The 20,374-nt window shown below is 60.5% G+C and carries 17 protein-coding genes; 4 read left to right on the top strand and 13 right to left on the bottom strand.

Going from position 1 to position 20,374, the window contains the following annotated elements; translation table 11 throughout:
- Positions 1 to 53: 53 nt before the first annotated feature.
- A complete protein-coding gene (locus BFX80_RS11090; protein ID WP_084208920.1) occupies positions 54 to 449 on the top strand; it encodes a VOC family protein in 396 nt (131 codons plus the stop codon).
- Between the two features lie 194 nt (positions 450 to 643).
- On the opposite strand, the gene BFX80_RS11085 is transcribed toward BFX80_RS11090, so the two are convergent.
- From BFX80_RS11085 to BFX80_RS11045, 9 genes are all read right to left on the bottom strand, one after another.
- Positions 644 to 2,098, bottom strand: a complete 1,455-nt coding sequence (locus BFX80_RS11085) for a sugar porter family MFS transporter (protein ID WP_084208919.1) — start codon at positions 2,096 to 2,098, stop codon at positions 644 to 646.
- A gap of 148 nt (positions 2,099 to 2,246) precedes the next feature.
- Complete coding sequence (locus BFX80_RS11080) at positions 2,247 to 3,089, bottom strand: sugar phosphate isomerase/epimerase family protein (RefSeq protein ID WP_205632701.1); 843 nt, start codon at positions 3,087 to 3,089, stop codon at positions 2,247 to 2,249.
- A gap of 100 nt (positions 3,090 to 3,189) precedes the next feature.
- Entirely contained in the window at positions 3,190 to 4,692 is a 1,503-nt protein-coding gene (locus BFX80_RS11075; protein WP_084208918.1) for a CoA-acylating methylmalonate-semialdehyde dehydrogenase, read from the bottom strand.
- A 198-nt stretch (positions 4,693 to 4,890) separates the two neighbouring features.
- Positions 4,891 to 5,796, bottom strand: coding sequence for a myo-inosose-2 dehydratase (gene iolE / locus BFX80_RS11070; RefSeq protein ID WP_084208917.1), 906 nt, complete (start codon positions 5,794 to 5,796; stop codon positions 4,891 to 4,893).
- A 128-nt stretch (positions 5,797 to 5,924) separates the two neighbouring features.
- Complete coding sequence (gene iolD, locus BFX80_RS11065; RefSeq protein ID WP_084208916.1) at positions 5,925 to 7,802, bottom strand: 3D-(3,5/4)-trihydroxycyclohexane-1,2-dione acylhydrolase (decyclizing); 1,878 nt, start codon at positions 7,800 to 7,802, stop codon at positions 5,925 to 5,927.
- Positions 7,799 to 9,790: a bifunctional 5-dehydro-2-deoxygluconokinase/5-dehydro-2-deoxyphosphogluconate aldolase gene (locus BFX80_RS11060; RefSeq protein WP_084208915.1), complete on the bottom strand. Its 1,992-nt coding sequence runs from the start codon at positions 9,788 to 9,790 to the stop codon at positions 7,799 to 7,801. The genes iolD and BFX80_RS11060 overlap by 4 nt, the downstream gene beginning before the upstream one ends.
- Before the next feature lie 118 nt (positions 9,791 to 9,908).
- Positions 9,909 to 10,691, bottom strand: coding sequence for an ATP-binding cassette domain-containing protein (locus BFX80_RS11055; protein WP_084209753.1), 783 nt, complete (start codon positions 10,689 to 10,691; stop codon positions 9,909 to 9,911).
- A 110-nt stretch (positions 10,692 to 10,801) separates the two neighbouring features.
- A complete protein-coding gene (locus tag BFX80_RS11050) occupies positions 10,802 to 11,920 on the bottom strand; it encodes an ABC transporter permease (RefSeq protein ID WP_176426449.1) in 1,119 nt (372 codons plus the stop codon).
- A gap of 73 nt (positions 11,921 to 11,993) precedes the next feature.
- Positions 11,994 to 13,007: a sugar ABC transporter substrate-binding protein gene (locus BFX80_RS11045; protein WP_084208914.1), complete on the bottom strand. Its 1,014-nt coding sequence runs from the start codon at positions 13,005 to 13,007 to the stop codon at positions 11,994 to 11,996.
- Between the two features lie 360 nt (positions 13,008 to 13,367).
- Here BFX80_RS11045 and BFX80_RS11040 point away from each other — a divergent pair, with 360 nt between their 5' ends.
- The 3 genes from BFX80_RS11040 (at position 13,368) to iolB (ending at position 16,230) form a co-directional block, all read left to right on the top strand.
- Positions 13,368 to 14,288, top strand: a complete 921-nt coding sequence (locus BFX80_RS11040) for a MurR/RpiR family transcriptional regulator (protein WP_084208913.1) — start codon at positions 13,368 to 13,370, stop codon at positions 14,286 to 14,288.
- Positions 14,289 to 14,395: 107 nt separating this feature from the next.
- On the top strand, positions 14,396 to 15,391 hold the full coding sequence (gene iolG, locus BFX80_RS11035) for an inositol 2-dehydrogenase (protein WP_084208912.1): 996 nt from the start codon (positions 14,396 to 14,398) through the stop codon (positions 15,389 to 15,391).
- A 35-nt stretch (positions 15,392 to 15,426) separates the two neighbouring features.
- Positions 15,427 to 16,230, top strand: coding sequence for a 5-deoxy-glucuronate isomerase (gene iolB / locus BFX80_RS11030; protein WP_084208911.1), 804 nt, complete (start codon positions 15,427 to 15,429; stop codon positions 16,228 to 16,230).
- A 124-nt stretch (positions 16,231 to 16,354) separates the two neighbouring features.
- Here iolB and BFX80_RS11025 read toward each other — a convergent pair whose 3' ends face one another.
- Genes BFX80_RS11025 through BFX80_RS11010 form a run of 4 tightly spaced genes read right to left on the bottom strand, consistent with a single transcriptional unit; the run spans position 16,355 to position 20,336 of the window.
- On the bottom strand, positions 16,355 to 17,572 hold the full coding sequence (locus tag BFX80_RS11025; RefSeq protein WP_233266214.1) for an ABC transporter substrate-binding protein: 1,218 nt from the start codon (positions 17,570 to 17,572) through the stop codon (positions 16,355 to 16,357).
- Entirely contained in the window at positions 17,565 to 18,608 is a 1,044-nt protein-coding gene (locus BFX80_RS11020; protein WP_084208910.1) for a CobW family GTP-binding protein, read from the bottom strand. The genes BFX80_RS11025 and BFX80_RS11020 overlap by 8 nt, the downstream gene beginning before the upstream one ends.
- A gap of 45 nt (positions 18,609 to 18,653) precedes the next feature.
- Positions 18,654 to 18,956, bottom strand: coding sequence for a hypothetical protein (locus tag BFX80_RS11015; RefSeq protein ID WP_084208909.1), 303 nt, complete (start codon positions 18,954 to 18,956; stop codon positions 18,654 to 18,656).
- 30 nt (positions 18,957 to 18,986) lie between these two features.
- Positions 18,987 to 20,336 (bottom strand): amidase family protein, encoded by a 1,350-nt coding sequence (locus tag BFX80_RS11010; protein WP_084208908.1) that lies wholly within the window; start codon positions 20,334 to 20,336, stop codon positions 18,987 to 18,989.
- Between the last annotated feature and the right edge of the window lie 38 nt (positions 20,337 to 20,374).

Raw genomic sequence — 20,374 nt, 5'->3', positions numbered from 1 at the left:
CATGCTCAAGAGACCCCGAGCTGCTTCCAGAGGACACTCCAGAGGACACAGGGATGAAGCATAACGTCGCACGGTATGGCCTGATATTGAATACAGAGCGGTTCGATGAGTGTGTCGCGTTCTACCAGGGCCTTTTTGAACTGCCGCCTCTTTTCAGCAAGGAAGATGGCGGTTTCAGGCTGACCTGCCTGGCCTATGGAGACGGATATTTGATGATCGAGCAGGGCGGAAGGGCGATTGAGGGAGGCAAGAGTCCCGAGCAAGGTAGCGCCAAGCTGCGCTTCAATGTCAGCGACATCGAACAGGCCTTGGCGGAGGTCAGGGCATGGGGGATCGAGGCCGAGATCGAAGAGACGCCCTGGGGGAGGACGATCCATCTGCATGACCCGGATGGTAATCGAGTAGGGATTCGAGATGAGGCCGGATTCGTGGGGCAGATGGCGTATTGAGCGCATGTGCAATGCCAGGAGGGTGCCCTGTGCTGTGCTGCTGAATTTTCCCCACCCGGGCCCCCTACAGGAAAGCTCCTTGCCAAGGCCACGTGATCAGGTGGTCGGCAAGGAGCTCATGTGGCATGCAACTCATGTGTCATTGGGCACATGGGTCATGATGCCCAGACGACGCTGGGCGTCACCAATGGCCGTCAGCTGCTCAAGCTTGTGCTGGCGAGCGCCCGCCGACGTTTGCTGAGGCGAGTGCCTGTGATGTTCTCAAGCTCTTCCAGGGTCTTGCCCTTGGTTTCCGGCACATAGCGCAATACCACCAGCAGGCTCATCAGCGTCAGCACGGCATAGAGCCAGAAGCTGAAACCGCTGCCAAACAGGTGGTTGAGCCAGTCACTCTCGCGCAGCATCGGGAAGGTCTGCGTGACCATGAAACCCGCGAACCATTGGCCAGCCACGGCCAGCGCCATGGCGCGTCCACGAATCGCGTTGGGGAAGATTTCCGACAACAGTGTCCAGCAGACACAGCCCCAGGAAATGGCGAAGGACACCACGTAGATGATCAGCGCGAACAGCGCGCCATAGCCCACCGCATCTCGCCCGATGATGATGCCCAATGCACACATGCCGATCATGCTGCCGATACTGCCGGCAATCAGCAGTGGGCGACGCCCGACCTTGTCGATCAACAACATCCCCAGCAGGTTGCCGCCCACGAAGGTGACACCCATGATCGAGGTCTGCAGCAGGGCATCCTCGCTGCTGGCGGTCACCGAGGACAATACGTCCGGCGCGTAATACATGACGACATTGATGCCGGTCAGTTGCTGGGCACTGGCGATGAAGACACCCAGTATCACCAGCCCCAGCAGGCCGCGCTCACGCAGACTGATGAGATTGTCCCGCGAGGAGTCACGATAGGAGGTGATGATGCTGTTGAGTGTCTGGTCAAGGTCTTCGGCAGGAGTGAAGCGGCTCAGTATGCTGCGGGCTTGCTCGGGACGACCTCTCAGCACCAGCCAGCGGGGCGATTCCGGAATGAAGAACAGCAATGCGCCGAACAGCAAGGCGGGCAGGGCTTCGGACCCGAGCATCCAGCGCCAGCCATGGTCGATCATCCAGTGTTCGGCCATGCCCTTGGCGATGAAGTAGTTCACGAAGAACACCACCATCTGTCCGAAGACGATCGACTGCTGGAACAGGCTGACGGTACGACCTCGCAGATGCCCGGGGGACATTTCAGAGATGTACATCGGCGCGACCACACTGGCCAGCCCCACCGCCATCCCGCCGATGATGCGCCATAGGGTGTAATAGTGGAAATCAGTCGCCGTGGCCGAGCCGATGGCGGAGAGCAGGAACAAGATGGCGGCAATCAGGAAGGCCTTGCGTCGGCCGAATCGGATGGAGATCCAGCCGGCGCTGATGGCCCCTGCGATACAGCCGATGACGACGGAGGACACCGCCCAGCCTTTTTCAGCGGGTGTCAGTTGGAAATATTCAGCGATAGGGCCGATGGCTCCGGAGATGACGCCGGTGTCATAACCGAAGAGCAACCCGCCTAGAGTGGCGATCAGCGTGATACGTATCAGATAGCCGAGTTGCTGACGTGACAGGGAATGTCCGGCCCTGTCGGGCGAGAGCTTGGCAGTCATGTGAAATCTCCAGCGTTGGGACGTGAAGGCGTCCCGCGCAGATGGCAACAGGCAGAGGAGTGGGTTGGCGTGACTCGCTGCCCGCGATGTTGTTATGCCCATGCAGGTGATGAGGTATCACTCCATGGGAGGTAAGGCGCCTGAAGGCTCAGGCAGGTACGTCGAGCGCGAAATGCTGGCGAAGCGCCGAGACACTGCGTGACAACTGATCTTCCAGTGTTGTCAGATAATCGCCCGTCTTGACTGGCGTGAAGGGGTCAGGACCCATGGCCGGTGCCTCGACGATGATCGGGCCGTCATAGTGCATGGCCCGCAGCTGGGTGAATTGATCCGCCAGCTGACTATGCCCCTGACCGATACCCCCGCGATTGGAGTCGGCGACGTGATAAAGCCCCAGGTGATCGCCAGTCTCGGCCAGCGCTCGCACGGGGTCAGGCTCTTCGATATTCATGTGGTAGGCATCCAGCAATACCTTGAGCTGGGGAGAACCGATGTCCTGGATGAGCCTGCGACACTGGGCTGCAGTGTTGATGAGGTGGGATTCGTAGCGATTGAGAACTTCGAAGACGAGCGGCACCTCGCGACTTGCGGCATGGTCACACAGTGGGGTGAGCACTTCGACGAGGTGGCGATATTCGCTGTCTTGATCACTGCCATCCGCGGGACGGATTCGCCCCACGAGTCCGTGCAGTGAGACTCGCGCGCCGCCGATCGCCTGGGCAAAGTCGATCAGCTGTCGATAGTAGGTCTCGGCAGCCTCGCGATCCGACGCGTCGGGGGAGGCGGGATCGCAATCTCCCGGCGTGAGTGAGAACACTTCCAGCCCATGCGTCTGGCAAAGGGCGCGGATCATGTCTGGTGTGAAGGCGTCGAGATCGCCATGCAGTTCCACCCCGTCAAATCCCAGGCGTGCGGTCCGCGCGAAGATATCCTCGATCGGCAGCGGGCCGAAGGTCCAGGTACAGACACCCACTTTCATGTTGTGCGTCATGACGTGCCTCCATGGCGGTCATGTGCCTTGCCGGTCTGGCAAGGCGCGATGAAAAGCGGTCGGGCATGACGCTGTCATGCCCGACCCTGAGAGTGGTGGATCAGAGTGTCGGCATGGTGAAGTGGCTGGCTTCACTGCGCAGACCGTCAGGCCAGCGGGTGGTGACGGCTTTCATGCGGGTATAGAAGCGCACGCCATCCGGGCCATGCATGTGAAGCGGGCCAAAGAGAGAGCGCTTCCAGCCGCCAAAGCTGTGGAATGCCATCGGTACAGGGATCGGCACGTTCACGCCGACCATGCCGACCTGAATGCGAGTGGTGTATTGGCGGGCAGCATCACCGTCGCGAGTGAAGATGGCCGTGCCATTGCCATACTCGTGGGCATTGATGAGCGCGATCGCCTCATCGAGTGACTCCTGACGAACCAGACACAGGACCGGTCCGAAGATTTCCTCGGCATAGATGCGCATGTCTGGGCGGACATGATCAAACAGGGTCGCGCCCACGAAATAGCCGTTCTCGTGTCCGGGCACCGTGATGTCACGGCCATCCACGACCAGCTCCGCACCTTGCGCGACACCGCTGTCGATGAACTCGATGACCTTGTCGGCATGTACGCGGGAGATCAGTGGCCCCATGTCATTCTCCTGGCCTTCGACCTCACCCGGCCCCACCCGCAGAGTGGCCATCCGCTCGAGGATCTTGTCGCTCAGTCGCTCTGCGGTCTGCTCGCCGATCGGGACTGCCACCGAGATGGCCATGCAGCGCTCACCGGCACTGCCGTACGCCGCGCCCATCAGGGCATCCGCTGCCTGATCCAGATCGGCATCCGGCATCACGACCATGTGATTCTTCGCCCCCCCCAGGGCCTGGACTCGCTTGCCATGTGCTGAAGCTGTGGAATAGATGTATTCAGCGATCGGGGTGGAGCCGACAAAGGACACGGCCTCGACGCGCTCATCGGTCAGCAGGACATCGACGGCTTCCTTGTCACCATTGACGACGTTGAACACGCCCGGCGGCAGGCCGGCCTCCGTCAGCAGTTCCGCCATGCGCAGCGGGGCAGAGGGATCTTTCTCGGACGGCTTCATGATGAAGGTATTCCCGGTGGCCAGGGCGATGGGGAACATCCACATCGGCACCATGGCCGGGAAATTGAAGGGAGCTATGCCCGCGCACACCCCCAGCGGTTGCATCAGAGAGTGGCTGTCCACCCCGGTGCCCACGTTCAGCGAGTGCTCGCCTTTCTGCAGGTGAGGCATGCCGCAGGCGAATTCGACGACTTCCATGCCGCGAGTCACCTCGCCAAGCGCATCCGAATGCACCTTGCCGTGCTCGCGGGAGATCAGCGTGGCGAGTTCGTCGCTGTGCTTTTCCAGCAGCGCCTTGAAACGGAACAGGATGCGTGAGCGCTTGAGGGCTGAGGTGTTGGACCAGCCGGGGAACGCGGCGCTTGCGGCAGCAATGGCGGAGCGGGTTTCATCGGCACTGGCCAGTGACACACTTGCGGATTGCTCGCCAGTGGCCGGGTTGTAGACTGGGGCATTACGACCGCTGTCGCCGGGTTGTGATTGACCATTGATGAAGTGATGTAACTGTTGCATGAACGTGTCCTCATGGAGAGTGGTATTGACGCTGACTCAAGCGAAGTAATTTGAGTCGTGCGGGCTGTCTATGCAGCCTGGTGGCCTAGAGCCGGCTCCCTCCGTGCGCAGAGGAATAAGAACCGTGCTATTTGTTGAGCGCGGTTGCCACATCATCCCGGCTCAAATCTTTCGGAAAACTTTGCAGCAGCAGGTGAATTAGGCGTTAATCAGCCCTGCCTCGCGTGCGAGATGAGCCAGATTGTCGTGACCGAGCGTCGCGTAGGTCAGCGGGTCGGCGACGGCAGGGTCTTGCTCTGCCTCTACAACCAGCCAGCGATCATCGTGCTGACCATATCCCTGACGCTTCAGCTCGGTGAACAGCGCGGCGAAGTCGATTCCGCCATCCCCCGGCACGGTGAACACGCCATCGAGTACGGCATCCAGAAAGGACTTGTCACGGTTGATGGCGTTATCCATGACGGCGAGACGAATGTCCTTGCAGTGCACATGGCTGATGCGGTCCGCGTGGCGCTCGGCGATGGTGACGGGGTCTCCACCGGCATAGGTCAGGTGGCCGGCGTCCAGCAGCAGTCGTACCTGTGTGGTGGAGGCCATCAACCGTTCAATGTCGGCCTGGCTCTCGATGACGGTACCCATATGGTGGTGATAGGCCATCTCCACGCCCTGGTCTGCCATGTGGCGTGCCACGGCATCCAGCCCGGCGGTCAGTCGTTGCCAATCGGCATCGTTCATGACCGGGCGCCGAGAGACAGGCATGTCCTGGTCACCGTGCACGCAACGACTGACCTCGCAGTACACCATGACTGTCGCGCCGCAGGCTTTCAGTAGCTGAAGGTGGTCATCCAGCGCGGCAATTTCCTCGTCAATGCTGCGTTCCAGCAGGCGGCTGGAATACCAGCCGGAAACGAGTGCCAGATCGTGCGCGCCGAGTGCGCGAGACAGGGCCTGCGCCTCGCGCGGGAACTTGTTGCCCAGCTCGAAGCCTGCGAAACCGGCCTGACGCCCCTCGGCAAGACAGACCTCCAGCGGGGTATCCGCGCCGAGGCTTGGCAGGTCGTCGTTGGTCCAGGTCAGCGGGTTGATGCCCAGGCGAATGCTCATGGCGGTATCCTTCTTCGAGATATTGAGATATCGAGAGTGCAGGGAGGCACTGTGGCCTCCGAGAGATGGCGTATCGTCCAGGCCGGCCAACGGATGTCGCAATGACGGTTGGCCGGCCCTGAAATGCGTCAGCGAGCTTGCTGGCGTTTGTGCGACAGATAGCCCTGATAGGCGTCGCGGACGGCTTCGCGTTCGCTGACCTCGGGAATGGCAACCTCCCACCAGTGCCCGCCTTCCTGGGTGGAGGGCAATGGATCAGTGTCCAGCGCGATGACGTAGGTCGTCGATGAGGTCCGAGCACGCTCGAGCGCGGCGTCCAGTTCGCCAATCCCCGTGACCTGTTCGGCCTGACAGCCCAGTGCACGAGCGTGCGCCGCAAAGTCCACCTTGGGGGCGCCTTCCGGAACGGTGCGACAGTCCTTGAGCAGGTTGTTGAAGCCGGCGCCGCCGGTGGCATGTTGCAGGCGATTGATGCAGCCGTAGCCACGGTTGTCGAGGACCACCACGGTCAGCTTGTGGCCGAGCATCACGGAGGTGGCAAGCTCAGAGTTGAGCATCAGGTAGCTGCCATCGCCGACCACAACCACGACGTCCCGCTCCGGGCGTGCCATCTTGACGCCCATACCGCCGGCCAGTTCATAGCCCATGCATGAGAACCCGTACTCGACGTGATAACTGCCGGGGACACTGGCCGCCCATAGCTTGTGAAGCTCACCTGGCAAGCCGCCGGCAGCACAGACCACCGTGGTGTCATCTGTCGCTTGACGATTCACGGCCCCGAGCACCTGGGCATCGGTTGGCAGCGAGAGCCCCTGATCAGCCATCACGCTCTCGCGGACCGCTTCCCATTCCTGCTTGAGCCCGGATTGGCGTTGCACCCAGCTGTCTGGCGCGCTCCAGTCACCCAGCCCTGCCGTCAAGGCCTCAAGCCCCCGCAGGGCATCGCACTGCAGTTGCCGTGCGCCATGCTTGACGGCGTCGAAGCGACCGACATTGAGGCTGATGAGTGTCTGGCCGGCGGCTTCAAAGAGCGTGCGAGAGCCGCTGGTGAAATCCTGAAGCCGTGATCCGATGGCCATGATGACGTCGGCTTCACGTGCCAGCTGGTTGGCGCTGGCCGCGCCGGTGACACCGATTGCGCCCATGTTGCGAGCGTGGTCCCAGGGCAGGGCGCCCTTGCCTGCCTGTGTCTCGACCACTGGAATGCCGTGTTGCTGGGCAAAGGCGGCGAGGGCCTCGCACGCCTCGCTGTAATGCACGCCACCCCCGGCAATCAGCAGTGGCCGCTTGGCTGTGCGCAGTGTGTCCAGGGCTGCCACCAGCTCTTCCTGAGCGACGGGAGCGCGACGGATGTGATGCACCCGACGGGTGAAGAAGTCTTCCGGCCATTCGAAGGCAAGCGTCTGGACATCCTGTGGCAGACACAGGGTGGCAGGGCCACAATCCACGGGGTCCAGCAGCGTGGCCAGCGCCTGGGGCAGGCTGGTCAGCAATTGTTCCGGTCGCGTGATGCGGTCGAAGAAGCGTGACACGGGACGGAAGCAGTCATTGACGCTCAGTCCCGGGTCATTGAAGTGCTCGACCTGTTGGAGTACCGGGTCCGGCGCGCGGCTGGCGAAGGTATCGCCAGGCAGGAACAGCACCGGTAACCGATTGACATGCGCAAGCCCGGCAGACGTCACCATGTTGGTGGCACCAGGCCCGATGGATGAGGTACACGCCATGATGCGACGGCGATTGTTGGCCTTGGCGTAGGCAATGGCCGCATTGGCCATGCCTTGTTCGTTGTGGGCGCGATAGGTGGGGAAATCATCGCCCGCAGCGTGCAAGGCCTCGCCGAGACCCGCCACGTTGCCGTGGCCGAAGATGGCGAAGCAGCCACCGAACAAGGGGACTTCCTGTCCATGTTGTTCGATGTATTGCCGGCTCAGGTAGCGCACCAGTGCCTGAGCGACGGTCAGACGCACGGTACCCGGCGCCGCCGCCGAGTGGAAAACGGGGCTCATTGCAGGACTCCTTCTGCGAGCGGTGTGGCAGGACTGACATCCGCTGCGCCGCAATGGGCATCACGCAGCTGCTGCCAATGGGTGATCAAGTCGAGATAGTTGTCAGCGGCCTGACGTATCAGGGTCGCATCGTCAATGCTGCCTGACAGCCAGGCCTGGCTGGGGGCAGTGAACAGGGTGCGCCCGACGGTGAACCCCTTGCAGATCGGGAAACGCGCTGCCTGCTCGAAACCGCGTTTGACCTCTTCGATCGGCGCATCAAGCCCCAGCAGCACGACACCATGACACCAGGCGTCGCGAGCGCTGATGATTCGGCTGACGCGTTCCCAACCTTGCGTCGTCAGAGCGGGCAGTTTCCACCAGTCCGGGCGAATGCCGAGGTTGTAGAGACGCTCCAGGCTACGTGGGACGGTGGTCTCATCGCAGGTGGGGGCATCTGCCTGACGTGGCGGGATGACTTCGATGAGCAACTCATGCCCCGACATGCAGCAGGCGTCATACAGCTGGCGCAGGCGGGCTTCCTGATCGAGGCGCAGCGTGGCCTCATCGTCCGGGTGATAGAACACGAGGCACTTCACGATGTGGTGGCGCGGCCAGCGTCGCAACTGGCTACCGATGTCATCTCCATGCTGGAAGCGCAAAGGCCGCGAGCTGGGGAGCTCGACCGGACGGCCTACCCACCAGTCCAGTGCTGCCGTGTCATTGAGCGCATCCTGTCCCAGGACATCATCACAGAGAATGGCAGGGCGCTGGATACCGGCCTGTTGCGCCGCGCTGCGGGTGGCCTCTACCAGTAGCTGCTTGAGGCGTGGCAGGCGCTCGGGGTCGCCTTCGACATCGCGTGCCATGTCCAGGAATTGGCGACGGTGATCGAATGCCAGCCCCAGCACGCTCTCCCAGTGCGCTACCCGACGCGTGGTGACGCGATGCAGGTGGGTCAGATGATCATCAAGGTCCGGGCGTGGCACGGACTCGCGGCGGCTCAGGTAATCGAACAGTTCCGCTTCCGTGGGCATGGCAGGTGCACATCCATGGCGAGACACGACCAATGCGCCACATGCGTTGGCGTAATGACCGCAAGTGTCCCAGCTTTCATCGCGAAGATAGCCACGCAGGAAGCCACTCATGAAGGCATCACCGGCGCCAAGCACGTTCATGACCTCGACCTTGACACCCTCGACCAGAATGCCGTCTTCCAGATGTCGTGGGATGTCGCCCTCGAAGATGACGCAGCCGCGTGCCCCTATCTTGCACACGAGCACGGCATCGCTGTGACGGCGAACCTCGCGCAGCGCGTCCAGCGTGTCGGTGCTGTTGCCCGCGATATGAAACTCTTCTTCCGTGCCGACGATCAGGTCGAAGTCACCCAGCCAACGGGCCATGTGCTGACTGACACTCTCGTCCGCGACAAAGCGCGTCTCGCCATCCCCGATGCTGGTCAGCCCCCAGAGTACGGGGCGGTAGTCGATATCCAGCACGCGCTTCACGCCAGCCTCGCGTGCGGCATCCAGTGCCTTGCGGGCGGCACGTTGGGTGCGGGGAGTGGAAAGGTGGGTGCCGGTGATCGCCAGGGCGCGGGCTCGAGCGATGAACGCCGGGTCCACATCATCTTCATCAATGGCCATGTCGGCACAGTCGTTGCGTACGAAGAGCAGCGGGAACTGGTCCTTGTCCTTGATGCCCAGAAGCACCAGTCCGGTCAGACGTTCGGGGTCACGTTTGAGATGGCTGACATCGCAGCCGACCGAGGCGAGTTCCTCGCGCAGGAATTCGCCCATCTGTTCATTGCCGACGCGACCCAGCATCGAGGAGTTGAGTCCGAGGCGTGCCGTGCCATACGCCATGTTGCCGGAGCTGCCGCCCAGATATTTCTTGAAGCTGGTGGCGTCTTCGAGGCGCGCACCGATCTGTTCGGCATAGAGGTCGACGGCGACGCGGCCGAGGCAGATGACATCCAGGTCAGGTGAGTGAGGTGAGTGGCGCGTCATTGGCATGTCCCTTGATATAGGCCGGTGATGACCGGCATTGACAGTAATCGGTGCACGTCGAGGCGTTGGAGCAGCCTCGACGTCTCTGCTGCAGCGTGACCGGCGCGATGATGCCGTGTCAGGCCACCGTGGCGGCGTCCATCCGCTGGAATTCCGCCAGTTCCGCATCCAGGCTGGCCATTTCCTCGCCGCCGGCCATCATGTTGAGCACTTCCTCCCGCGTGATGTCTTCCTTGCGCCAGCTACCCAGAGAGGTACCGCGCTTGAGCAGGGTGAACGCATCGCCGATGGGATAGGCATGATGAACGTTGTGCGTGATGAAGATGACCCCGAGCCCTCGATTGCGAGCCTGTGCGATATAGCGCAGCACCTTGGACGCCTGCTTGACCCCCAGTGCCGAGGTCGGCTCGTCAAGAATGAGCACCTTGGCACCGAAGTAGACGGCCCTTGCGATCGCCACGCACTGACGCTCACCACCGGACAGGGTACCCACCGGCTGGGACGGATCGCGGACATCGATCCCGATCTTGGCCATTTCCTCCCGCGCGACACGGTCAGCGAATGCCCAGTCGACACGTTTGAAGAGGCCAACCCCCTTGGTGGGCTCACGTCCCATGAAGAAGTTGCGGGTGATCGACATCAGGGGAATCATCGCCAGATCCTGAAAGACCGTCGCGATGCCGGCATCAAGCGCCTGACCTGGTGTCGTGAAGTTGGCAGGGGTGCCCTCGAGCAGCAGCTCACCGTGGGTCGGGGCATGTACCCCTGACAGGGTCTTGATGAGGGTGGACTTGCCGGCGCCATTGTCGCCCAGCAGGCACATGACTTCGCCTGCGTACACTTTCAGCGAAATGTCGGAGAGAGCGACCACATTGCCGAAGTGCTTGTCGACGGCCTGCATCTCGATCAATGGCGTGCGAGTGTCAGCGGCTTTCGGGGTGTTACCTCTGGCGCGGTCTGCGGCGGTCGTGGTCTGTTCCGGCGCCTGTTGCAGGTTGGCATTGGCAGTCATCACTTGGCCTCCAGGGCTTTCTTGCGCACGTAGTTGTTGAACAGCACCGCGATCAGGAGCATGGCGCCGAGAAAGACCTTGAACCAGTCAGTGTTGACCCCGGTGTAGAAGATGCCCATCTGGACCGTGCCGAAGATAAGCGCACCGAAGACGGCCCCTACGGCAGACCCATAGCCGCCGGTAAGCAGAGCGCCGCCGATGACCACGGCAATGATGGCTTCCAGTTCCTTGAGCAGTCCGCGCGTCGTGTCAGCCGACCCCGTATCCATCACCTGCAGGCAGGCAAAGATGGTGGCGGCGACAGCCGTGAAGATGAACAGCACGATCTTGACCTTCATGACCGGGACGCCGACGTTGCGAGCGGCATTCACGTCGCCGCCACACGCGAAGATCCAGTTGCCGAATCGCGTGTAGAGCAGCAGCCAGGTCGCGGCGATGGCCAGCACGATCCACCAGACGATGGAGATCGGTACACCCGTGACGCTAGGGTTGCCCGCGAAGTTGGTCGCGATCCAGCCCTGCGCCGCCATCCAGCTGAAGAGGCCGGTGAATACCTCGCCGGAGAAGAGCGGGGCCAGCCAATCGTGATCCGCCAGTTCCTGAATGCCCCCGACTTGAGTGCGGCCGGTCGTCCAGCGCGTCAGGCCAATGGCCAGGCCACGAAGAATGAACAGGAACCCCAGGGTCACGATGAAGGAGGGCAGGCCGGTGCGCATCACCAGATAGCCGTTGATCCAGCCGATCAGCACGGCGCTGGCAAAGGCGAAGGTGATGGCCAACCAGAGTGGCCAACCGTATTGAACGGCAGGGATGGCGATCAGGATGCCGGCAAAGCCGATCATGGAGCCAAGGGAAAGATCGAACTCCCCTCCGATCATCAGCAATGACGCCGCGATGGCCAGGATCCCCAGCTGAGCGGAGACCTCCAGAAAGTTGAGTATGCCTGCCAGGCTGAACATCCCGGTCCCTGAGGCCGCGGCAGAGAAGAAGGCAAATACCAGAATAGTGCCGGCAATGGCACCGAATTCGGGGCGTTTCAGTGCGGCTTTCAAGGGGTGAACGCGACGGAGGCGCTCGTCATCCGTCTCTGAAACAGCGCTCATGGCGTGATCGGTCATGATGTTCCCTCCTGGCGCCTCCTCGAGGAAGGCGCCATCTCACGGAAATGAAAGTGTTGCCTGATGGGAGAGCTCAGCGAATGCCTTGCTCTGACAGCTCGATGACCTGACCGGCATTCTCGGCGGTGACAAATCCCGGCCCTGTGGCGACATCGCCAGCCGGCATCAGACCGTGAAGGTGGTACTGATGCATGAAGACCACCGGCAGATAGCCCTGCAGGTACTGTTGCTGATCAATGGCAAAGTTCATTTCCCCGGCCTGGACGGCAGCGAGAATATCGGGAGAGAGATCGAAGGTACCGAGCTGGAATTTCTGGGTGGCACCGGCTTCCTGCATGGCCTTGAGCATGGGTTCAGAGCTGAGGGGCCCCAGAGCCAGAATCGAGTCGATCTCGCTGTGTTGATTGAGATATGCCACCAGGGAATTCTTGATCTCGGTCGGATCGGTACTGGTCGCCAGCTCGTCTGCACTGCCGTCAAACCCCTCGATGAAGCCTGCACAGCGCGCATCCAGCCCCACGTTGCCCTGTTCCTGGTTGATGCACAGGCCGTGCTTGGCACCACTGTCCATCATGCGCTCAGCCGCAGCACGCCCAGCCTCATACTCGCTCTGACCGATATGCAGGCGAGCACCGACGTCCTTGGATTTGTCGCCACCGGAATTGATGGTGATGACGGGGATCTTCTGGTCCACCGCATTCTTGATGCCCTTGCCCAGTGCATCGGCATCGGTCAATGAAATGATCAGGCCATCGGGCTGAGAGGCCACTGCGGCATCCAGCAATTGCGCCATCTTGGCCATGTCAAAGGTGGAGGGAGCGCGATACTCGACCTTGACCCCAAGCGCCTGGGCAGCATCATCCGCACCGCGTTTGACGATGGACCAGAAAGGGTCGGAGTTCTGTCCATGGGTGATCATGACATAGCGCTCGGAGTCCGCTGCCCACACGGCATTGGCGGCTGAGGCTGCCAGCAGAGCCGTGACGATGCCGGCGGTGATGCGACGAAAGCGGGACGTTTCGTGGCGGGGCTTTCCGGTACGGGGATGGACTGGAACTGGATGAGCGTGTGAATTGGCGTGGTTCATCGATGACTCCTGACGTCTCTGATTATTGTCGTTGTCAGTACGGGCTGCCGGATTGGCGTCTCGGCATCCCGTTTCAGTGCCTCCATGGGCGCAAGCAGGATCATTTCATTGTGTGAGGTGGTGTGCCGTCACGGTGGTGCCTGTCACTCAGCGGGCGCCCTGACACAAGGCAGGAACATGGCGTTCCGTTTTGATCCGCTTATGGAATGTAGATTCCAGAATTGGGGAATGCAACAGGAATATTCGATTTATTTTTGTATTGGAATTTTCATTCCATATGCCTACACTGCCAATCATCGCTCACTCGAGGTACGGCCGCTCCGACGCCGCATTGGCAGGTGAGCCGCGACAGGAGTTCCCATGGCTGAGATAACCCCCTTGCAGACGACTGCACGCCAATTGCAGTCATTTGAATCTCTCGAAGCGCATATCACGCAGCAGTATCCGCATCTGTCGCGCCGTCTTCAGCAAAGCGCGCGCTTTTTGCTAGATCACCCCCAGGAGGTGGCTTTCGGCACGGTGGCGGGGCTTGCCGAGAAGGCTGATGTCACTCCCTCGACGCTTATTCGATTCGCGAACGCGCTGGGGTTTTCGGGCTTTTCAGAGATGCAGAAGCTGTTTCGGGCTCGCCTGGTCGAAGCGGAGCCCAGTTATAGTGAGCGCATCAGGGTCGCCCGCGAGGTGACCGGCGAAAGTCCTGGCGCTCACGAGCTGTTGAGAAGTTTCTCGGCCGCCAATCAGCAGGCACTTGGCGAACTGCCAGGACGTGTCGCGCCCAAGGATATCGAGCGAGCTCTCGATCTGCTGGAAGCCGCGGAGGCTGTTCACCTTCTGGGAGCACGGCGAAGTTTCGTCGTCTCAAGCTACCTGGCCTACTCATTGCGGCATATCGCCAAACGCGCCTTCCTGATGGATGGCATGGGGGCGATGTATCGCGAGCAGGCAGAAGCGATCTCCCGCCAGGACTGTCTGCTGGTCACCAGCTTCGCGCCCTACGCAGAAGAGGTGCAGTCTGCCGTCCATGTGGCGCGTGAGCGTGGTACCCCCACGATACTCATCACCGACTCTTCCCTGAGCCCACTGACTCACCATGCAGATGTCGTGTTGGTGGTGAACGAAGCCGAAGTTCAAGGCTTCCGCGGCCTGACGTCCACGCTATGCCTGGCCCAGGCACTTGCCATCGGACTGGGCGTTCGCCAGCAGGGCAGCGAGGAAGTGCAGGGCACCACACCGCACGACATCTCATTGCAGGAAGAGGGCGCTGCCAACCTTCGAGGCTGAAGTACGGCAAAGGCGAGCACTACAGGAGGTAGTGACCGCCGACAATCTCTCTCAATTCGTTCGAGACGCAACAACAACAAACGCCATAGATATGGAGGACGCTTCACATGAAAATCGCTCTGCTGGGCGCCGGTCGCATCGGCCGTGTTCACGCTCGCGCCATCTCTGATCACCCCCTGGCGCAACTGGCATGTGTCAGTGATGCCTTCCCGGAGGCTGCCAATTCACTCGCTGCGGAATATGGTGTGCCGGTGATGACGGCGGAGGACATCTTCGCGTCAGCGGAGATTGATGGCGTTCTGATCGCCTCCTCCACTCCGACTCACTGTGACTTCCTTGAGCGTGCGGCCCGTGCGGGCAAGGCGGTACTTTGCGAGAAGCCGATCGATCTGGATCTTGCGCGAACGCGTCACTGTCTTGGTGTGCTGGCGGAGCACCCCGTGACCTGTGCTCTGGGGTTCAATCGTCGCCATGACCCTCAGTTCTCGGCGCTCAAGCAGGCGCTGGAAGCGGGACGAATCGGCGAACTCGAGATGATCACCATCACCAGCCGTGATCCAGAGCCGCCGCCCGCAGAATATGTGGCAGCTTCGGGAGGACTCTTCCGTGACATGAGCATTCATGATCTGGACATGGCGGTCTGGCTGCTGGGCGAGCCGGTCACGGAGGTGACGGTCAGTGGCAGCTGCCTCGTGGATCCAGCCATCGGTGAAGCGGGAGATCTGGATAGCGCACTCATCAATCTGAAGAGTGCTTCCGGCAAGTTGGTCTCCATCAGCAACTCGCGTCGTGCCTGTTACGGCTATGACCAGCGGATCGAGGTCTTTGGCAGCCAGGGCATGCTGGAGGCGCGCAACGAGACGGATACGCGCCTGCGCTTCACCGGCGTGGAAGGTGTGGTGGAAGAGCGTCCACAGTGGTTCTTCCTCGAGCGTTACGCGCAGGCCTATGTGCGTGAAGTGGGAGATTTCGTCACTGCCTGGCAAGAAGGTCGTGCCCCGCTGGCCGGCGCGCAGGATGGACTCGCCGCGCTTGAACTGGCCGAAGCGGCGTCGATTTCCTATCGCGAAGGGCGCCGGGTACTGCTCAGTGAGATTCGTTGAGCCCACTTCTCCCTGCTGCTGAAAAGGACAAGAACATGACACTTCTCGTGAGACCGCATGCCCCTGGTGAAGATGGAACGCTACTGGAAGTCACTCCGGAATCTGCAGGCTGGACACACGTAGGCTTTCGCGTACATCGCCTGAAACAAGGTGAGCGTTTCGAGCGCCACACCGAGAGTCGCGAACAGTGCCTCGTGCTGCTCTCGGGACGCGCAACCGTGCGTACCGGTGACCAGACGTTCGAGAACATCGGTGAACGCATGAGCGTGTTTGAACACCTGCCGCCGTACTCGGTGTATCTTCCGGACGGGATAGCCTATTCAGTGGAAGCACTGACGGAGCTGGAGATAGCCGTCTGCAGTGCTCCGGGGCATGGCAATCATGCCGCTCGCCTGATTCGCCCCGAGCAGGTGGCCTGTTCGACACGTGGCGAGGGGACCAACACACGTCACGTGCAGGACATTCTTCCCCAGACGGAGCCCGCCGATAGTCTGTTGGTGGTGGAGGTCTATACGCCCCCTGGCAACTGGTCCAGCTACCCTCCGCACAAGCACTGTGCCGACAATCTGCCGGAAGAGTCTTTCCTGGAGGAGACGTACTACCACAAGCTCAATCCGTCACAAGGGTTTGCGTTCCAGCGCGTCTATACCGATGACCGATCCCTGGATGAGACCATGGCGGTGGAAGATGGTTGCTGTGTGATGGTACCGGAGGGGTATCATCCCGCCGCCGCTCCACACGGCTATGAGCTTTATTATCTCAATGTCATGGCTGGCCCCAAGCGGGTCTGGAAATTCAAGAATGACCCCGCGCATGAGTGGATCGTCGACATGAAATGAAAGTGTGGTAACTGGCATTGAGTCGATACACAAAGCCCGCGATCGGTCATTACCGATCGCGGGCTTCGTGATTCAGGCCGAGTGATGGGGCGCATGTTACTGGGTAGAGGTGACGGCTGGCAGCTTATGCTGACATGAAGTCGTTCCAGCGTCTGACGAGATAATTGTGTTCATCCATGACGGTATTCCATACCGCTATCCGGCTCATGCGTGTCAGATAGTCTCCACCATCACGTATTTCTCCAAGATGTATCAGTCCCGATACGCCAGAGGAGTCGGCAAGTTCCTCTGATGCGGGTTTACCGGCATACCAATAATCCCACTCTGCTTCTGACAGGTAGGGGCGCGTCAGTTCTGGCGTCGAGATGTAGTAACCCTGACGCGCCATGACGGCGCCGGGCCATCCAGAAATCCACCAGTTGAGATATTCGTAGGCCGCATCCAGAGTCCGACCCTTGACGCTTCGCGATAAGGACATGCCACCGTACCAGGCGCGATAGCCTTCTTTGGGCGATGCCATGCGCACCTTTATTTGACGTTGCTTGAGCATTGTCATGGCTGGAGACCAGAGACTTTCGATCCCGACTCGGCCACGGACCATGTCTGAAGAGGCCTGATCTTGATTGCTCCAGAAAGTGCGGAAGTGCTGCTGACGTTTGAGCTCGATCAGACAGTCGATCAGGGTATCTATCTCGTTCACGCTGAGATTGCCCAGATCTTCGAATTGTACGAGGCCAGCCGCCTTGGCGGCCAAGGCGGCGTCGATCGCTCCAATGGCGCTATCGTTCTGCAGACTGACCATGCCACGCCAACGTTCGTCCAGTAGCCAGGCCCAGCTCTCCATGTCGCGATTCAGTCCTTTGGGCAACAAGTCCATGCGATAGCCGAAGCTGTCGACGTTATGGCTGACCGGTAGCATGGTGATGCGATCACTTGGACGAGAGCCGCAGTTTCCATCCGGCTGTACATAGAGGCGATCAACCGGGTTGCCCCCTGCTCCCAGTGGGGCATGCGGTGTCAGCCTGCCGGTCTTGGGTAAATCGTTGATCTGGTCCCAGTGCGGGATACGATCCAGCTCGATTGGCTGGATGGCATTGGCCGGCCAGACGAAATCCACGTTATGAAACCACTGGTCATAAATATCGAAGCTGTCCGGTGCCATCACGCCTGCTCGTTGAGCCGCTACCCCATCCATGATGTCGAATTGCAGGCGAATGCCGAGATCTTCGTGAGCTTGCTGGCGAATGCTCTCCAATAGCGTTACAGAGGTGCCAAGCACACGAAGAGTGACAGGGCCGCGTGACACATAGGGGGCATTGGGTTTCGTCATGGCGTCAGGCATGGAAGATCCTTGGGCTCGGGTGGTCACTGACTTGACGCATGAATGCATTGAGGGAATCTGTCACGCGATCTGCATTGATGCCGCGAGTGATGAAGATGAGTTCGGAGCAGCGGTCATCCTCAGGCCAATGTTCCACATGTTCCGGCGGATGAATAGTGTGCTGTACACCATGAAGTATCACGGGCCGGTTGTCGCCCATGACATGAAGCACGCCCTTGACCCTGAGGATATTGCTGCCATGACGATTGAGCAGCATCGATAGCCAGATCCCCAGGCATGTCCAATCGATCTCGCCCTCAAAGTTGAGACGAAATGACCTCACCTCATTTAGGTGATCATGACTGTCGGCTGTCGTGACTCTCCTCCACGGGCCAAGCCATGACTTGGCTTCGCTTGGGGTGAAACTCTGGAGGTGGGGGCTAGAGGCAAAGAGCAGGTCGCTTGGTTGCCCAAGCGCTTCGGCGCCCAGGCGCCGGGCTGCCGGGTTGATGGTATCGAGCAGGTCCTGCACGTCTGAGAGTTCTGACTCGTTGATCAGATCCGTCTTGCTGATCACCAGGGTATCGGCGACTGCGACTTGCGCTTCCCAGACTGGAAATTGCTCGCGGCTGGTGCTGGCATTGAGTGCATCAACCAGCGTCACGTTTGTCCCCGGACGCAAGTGATGGCGAAGAACTGGGTCGGCCGTGATCGTCGAGGCGATAGGACCGGGGTCAGCAAGCCCGGTGGTCTCCAGCACGATGCGCTTGAACGCAGGGATAAGCCCCTCCTGCCGCTGTGACAAGAGGCGTCTGAGAGCGTCAGATAGCTCCCCGCGGATGGTACAGCAGACACAGCCATTGGAGAGCAGTATCGCATCTTCAGCGATACTACCCAGCAGTCGGTTATCCAGCCCTACCTCACCAAACTCGTTGATAAGGACAGCGCTGTCGCCAAAGTCCTCGCTGGCCAGAACCGACTTCAGCAGGGTGGTCTTGCCGCTGCCCAGAAAACCCGAGATCACATGCACAGGTAGTAAAGGGGGCGTATCGTTCATCACAGGATCCTTGCATGAGTGATTGGGACTCAAAACGACCATGAGTCAGCCAAGTGATTGCAGGAAAGCAGTATCCAGAGGATCTATCAGCCTCCCGCTCAACTGTTCCGCTTGATGCCAGACGCCACCAAGTTCCTGCACGATTTCGCGTTTACCGGTCGCGGTCGCGAGAACAAAACTCGCTGCCTGGAAATCCTCTATCACTACCCGGTGCGGCTTGAGTACGCGATTGATCAATGTGATGCGATACGCACGGGCACGGCGTCGCTCAGAATGTGCCTGCTCCGGATCTTCGATATGGGTGCTCCAGTGTCCCTCGCCACCGAGGGCGCCACACAATCCACACATGGGAAACTCCTTATATTAGAGGGAAGATCTTCATCGGCTCAGGTATCGGCTTGCTGACAGTGCCACGCGGAGCAAGGGTTCATCTTCACCACAAGGTGCGCTGAGTTGCAGGCTGGTGTGCTGGTCTGTTTCATCCGTGCCATTGGGCAGTGCCACGGCAGGGGAATCCAGGAAACTTGCCACCATGCTCATTCGAAGGGTTGCCAGGTTGACCTCGGCAAAGTGCTGGGCATCGGCCTCCAATGGACCCAGAAGTGGGGCCGTATGAGCCACTGTCGGGGTCAGAAGAATGGCGCCGCTCAGCTCTTCACGCAGCTGAGCCTTGAGGCTCTGGCGGTGACGATACAGAGTGACGACGTTGTCTGGAGTCATCCGAGCGGCGGATTGCAAGCGGTGACGCACGCGAGGGTCCATGGCGTTGGCCGCATCGCTTTCCAGTAGATGACGGTATTCGGTATAGGCCTCTACTGCGCCTAACCAGCCAAGTTGGGCGATGCAATTCAGTGTGTCATTGATACTGACTACGTGTCGGTGGACGACCCGGAAGCCTGCCTGAGCCAGGCGTTCAGCGCTGTTCTCGAGATTGCGGCGTACGCTGGAGGCCACCCTGGGATCCTCCAGGCAGGTCGTGTCGAGAATGATGACGGACTGTTCAGGCGGACTCGGTAGGCGCTGATACACAGGCCTGCCGCGCATGGCATCGTCGACGGCCAGACAATCTTCCAGCGTCGTTGCCATGGCGCCGAGCGTGTCCATGTTTCTGGCCAAGGGGGTGACGCCCTGTCGAGTATGACGTCCCTGAGAAGGGCGGTAAGCCACCAGGCCATTGAAAGCCGCCGGTACGCGCAGCGATCCCGCGGTATCAGTGCCGATGGCGACCGGAACGATACCCTTGGCTACGGCGATGGCGGAGCCGGAGCTGGAACCTCCGGGCGCACGGGGTTCACTCTGGCCCGGGGTGTGGTGAGGAGTGCCATAGTGCGGGTTGAGACCAAGTCCCGAATAGGCAAGCTCCGCAAGATTGGTCTTGCCTATGCCAACCATGCCTGCGCCAGAGGCATGTCGTACCGCATCGGCATCCGAGCGTGGGCAAGACTGGGCCAGTATCTTGCTGCCTCCGGTAGTCAGCGTGCCTTGAATATCGATCAGATCCTTCCAGGCAATGGGAACCCCATCGAGAGGGCCCAGCAACCCCCCGAGGCGTTGACGGTCAGCGGAGGCTTGCGCTTCAGCCAGAGCACGCTCTTCTGTGAGAGAGATGAAAACCGCCTCGCTCTCTCTTGCCATGGCCAAGGAGTGCTTGGTGACTGCGACAGGATCTAGTTCACCGCGCTGAATGGCTTGACCGAGATCCAGCGCGGTAGGGGGAGTGGAGGACATCAACATCTCCATGAAAAGAGAAAGGCGCCGCGAGGGCG

Source organism: Cobetia marina (assembly GCF_001720485.1).
Taxonomy (GTDB): Bacteria; Pseudomonadota; Gammaproteobacteria; order Pseudomonadales; family Halomonadaceae; genus Cobetia; species Cobetia marina.
The sequence above is the reverse complement of the archived record's forward strand: the minus strand, read 5'-3'. Positions and strand labels throughout refer to the sequence as shown.

What these genes read in the sequence shown, in the direction of transcription:
- BFX80_RS11050 (WP_176426449.1), bottom strand. Translation starts at nt 11,920, where the DNA reads ATGACCGATCACGCCATGAGCGCTGTTTCAGAGACGGATGACGAGCGC.
- BFX80_RS11015 (WP_084208909.1), bottom strand. Translation starts at nt 18,956, where the DNA reads ATGTGTGGATTGTGTGGCGCCCTCGGTGGCGAGGGACACTGGAGCACC.
- BFX80_RS11075 (WP_084208918.1), bottom strand. Translation starts at nt 4,692, where the DNA reads ATGCAACAGTTACATCACTTCATCAATGGTCAATCACAACCCGGCGAC.
- iolE (WP_084208917.1), bottom strand. Translation starts at nt 5,796, where the DNA reads ATGAGCATTCGCCTGGGCATCAACCCGCTGACCTGGACCAACGACGAC.
- iolG (WP_084208912.1), top strand. Translation starts at nt 14,396, where the DNA reads ATGAAAATCGCTCTGCTGGGCGCCGGTCGCATCGGCCGTGTTCACGCT.
- BFX80_RS11045 (WP_084208914.1), bottom strand. Translation starts at nt 13,007, where the DNA reads ATGAACCACGCCAATTCACACGCTCATCCAGTTCCAGTCCATCCCCGT.
- iolB (WP_084208911.1), top strand. Translation starts at nt 15,427, where the DNA reads ATGACACTTCTCGTGAGACCGCATGCCCCTGGTGAAGATGGAACGCTA.
- BFX80_RS11085 (WP_084208919.1), bottom strand. Translation starts at nt 2,098, where the DNA reads ATGACTGCCAAGCTCTCGCCCGACAGGGCCGGACATTCCCTGTCACGT.
- BFX80_RS11090 (WP_084208920.1), top strand. Translation starts at nt 54, where the DNA reads ATGAAGCATAACGTCGCACGGTATGGCCTGATATTGAATACAGAGCGG.
- BFX80_RS11040 (WP_084208913.1), top strand. Translation starts at nt 13,368, where the DNA reads ATGGCTGAGATAACCCCCTTGCAGACGACTGCACGCCAATTGCAGTCA.
- BFX80_RS11060 (WP_084208915.1), bottom strand. Translation starts at nt 9,790, where the DNA reads ATGACGCGCCACTCACCTCACTCACCTGACCTGGATGTCATCTGCCTC.
- BFX80_RS11025 (WP_233266214.1), bottom strand. Translation starts at nt 17,572, where the DNA reads ATGCCTGACGCCATGACGAAACCCAATGCCCCCTATGTGTCACGCGGC.
- iolD (WP_084208916.1), bottom strand. Translation starts at nt 7,802, where the DNA reads ATGAGCCCCGTTTTCCACTCGGCGGCGGCGCCGGGTACCGTGCGTCTG.
- BFX80_RS11020 (WP_084208910.1), bottom strand. Translation starts at nt 18,608, where the DNA reads ATGAACGATACGCCCCCTTTACTACCTGTGCATGTGATCTCGGGTTTT.
- BFX80_RS11010 (WP_084208908.1), bottom strand. Translation starts at nt 20,336, where the DNA reads ATGTCCTCCACTCCCCCTACCGCGCTGGATCTCGGTCAAGCCATTCAG.
- BFX80_RS11055 (WP_084209753.1), bottom strand. Translation starts at nt 10,691, where the DNA reads ATGCAGGCCGTCGACAAGCACTTCGGCAATGTGGTCGCTCTCTCCGAC.
- BFX80_RS11080 (WP_205632701.1), bottom strand. Translation starts at nt 3,089, where the DNA reads ATGACGCACAACATGAAAGTGGGTGTCTGTACCTGGACCTTCGGCCCG.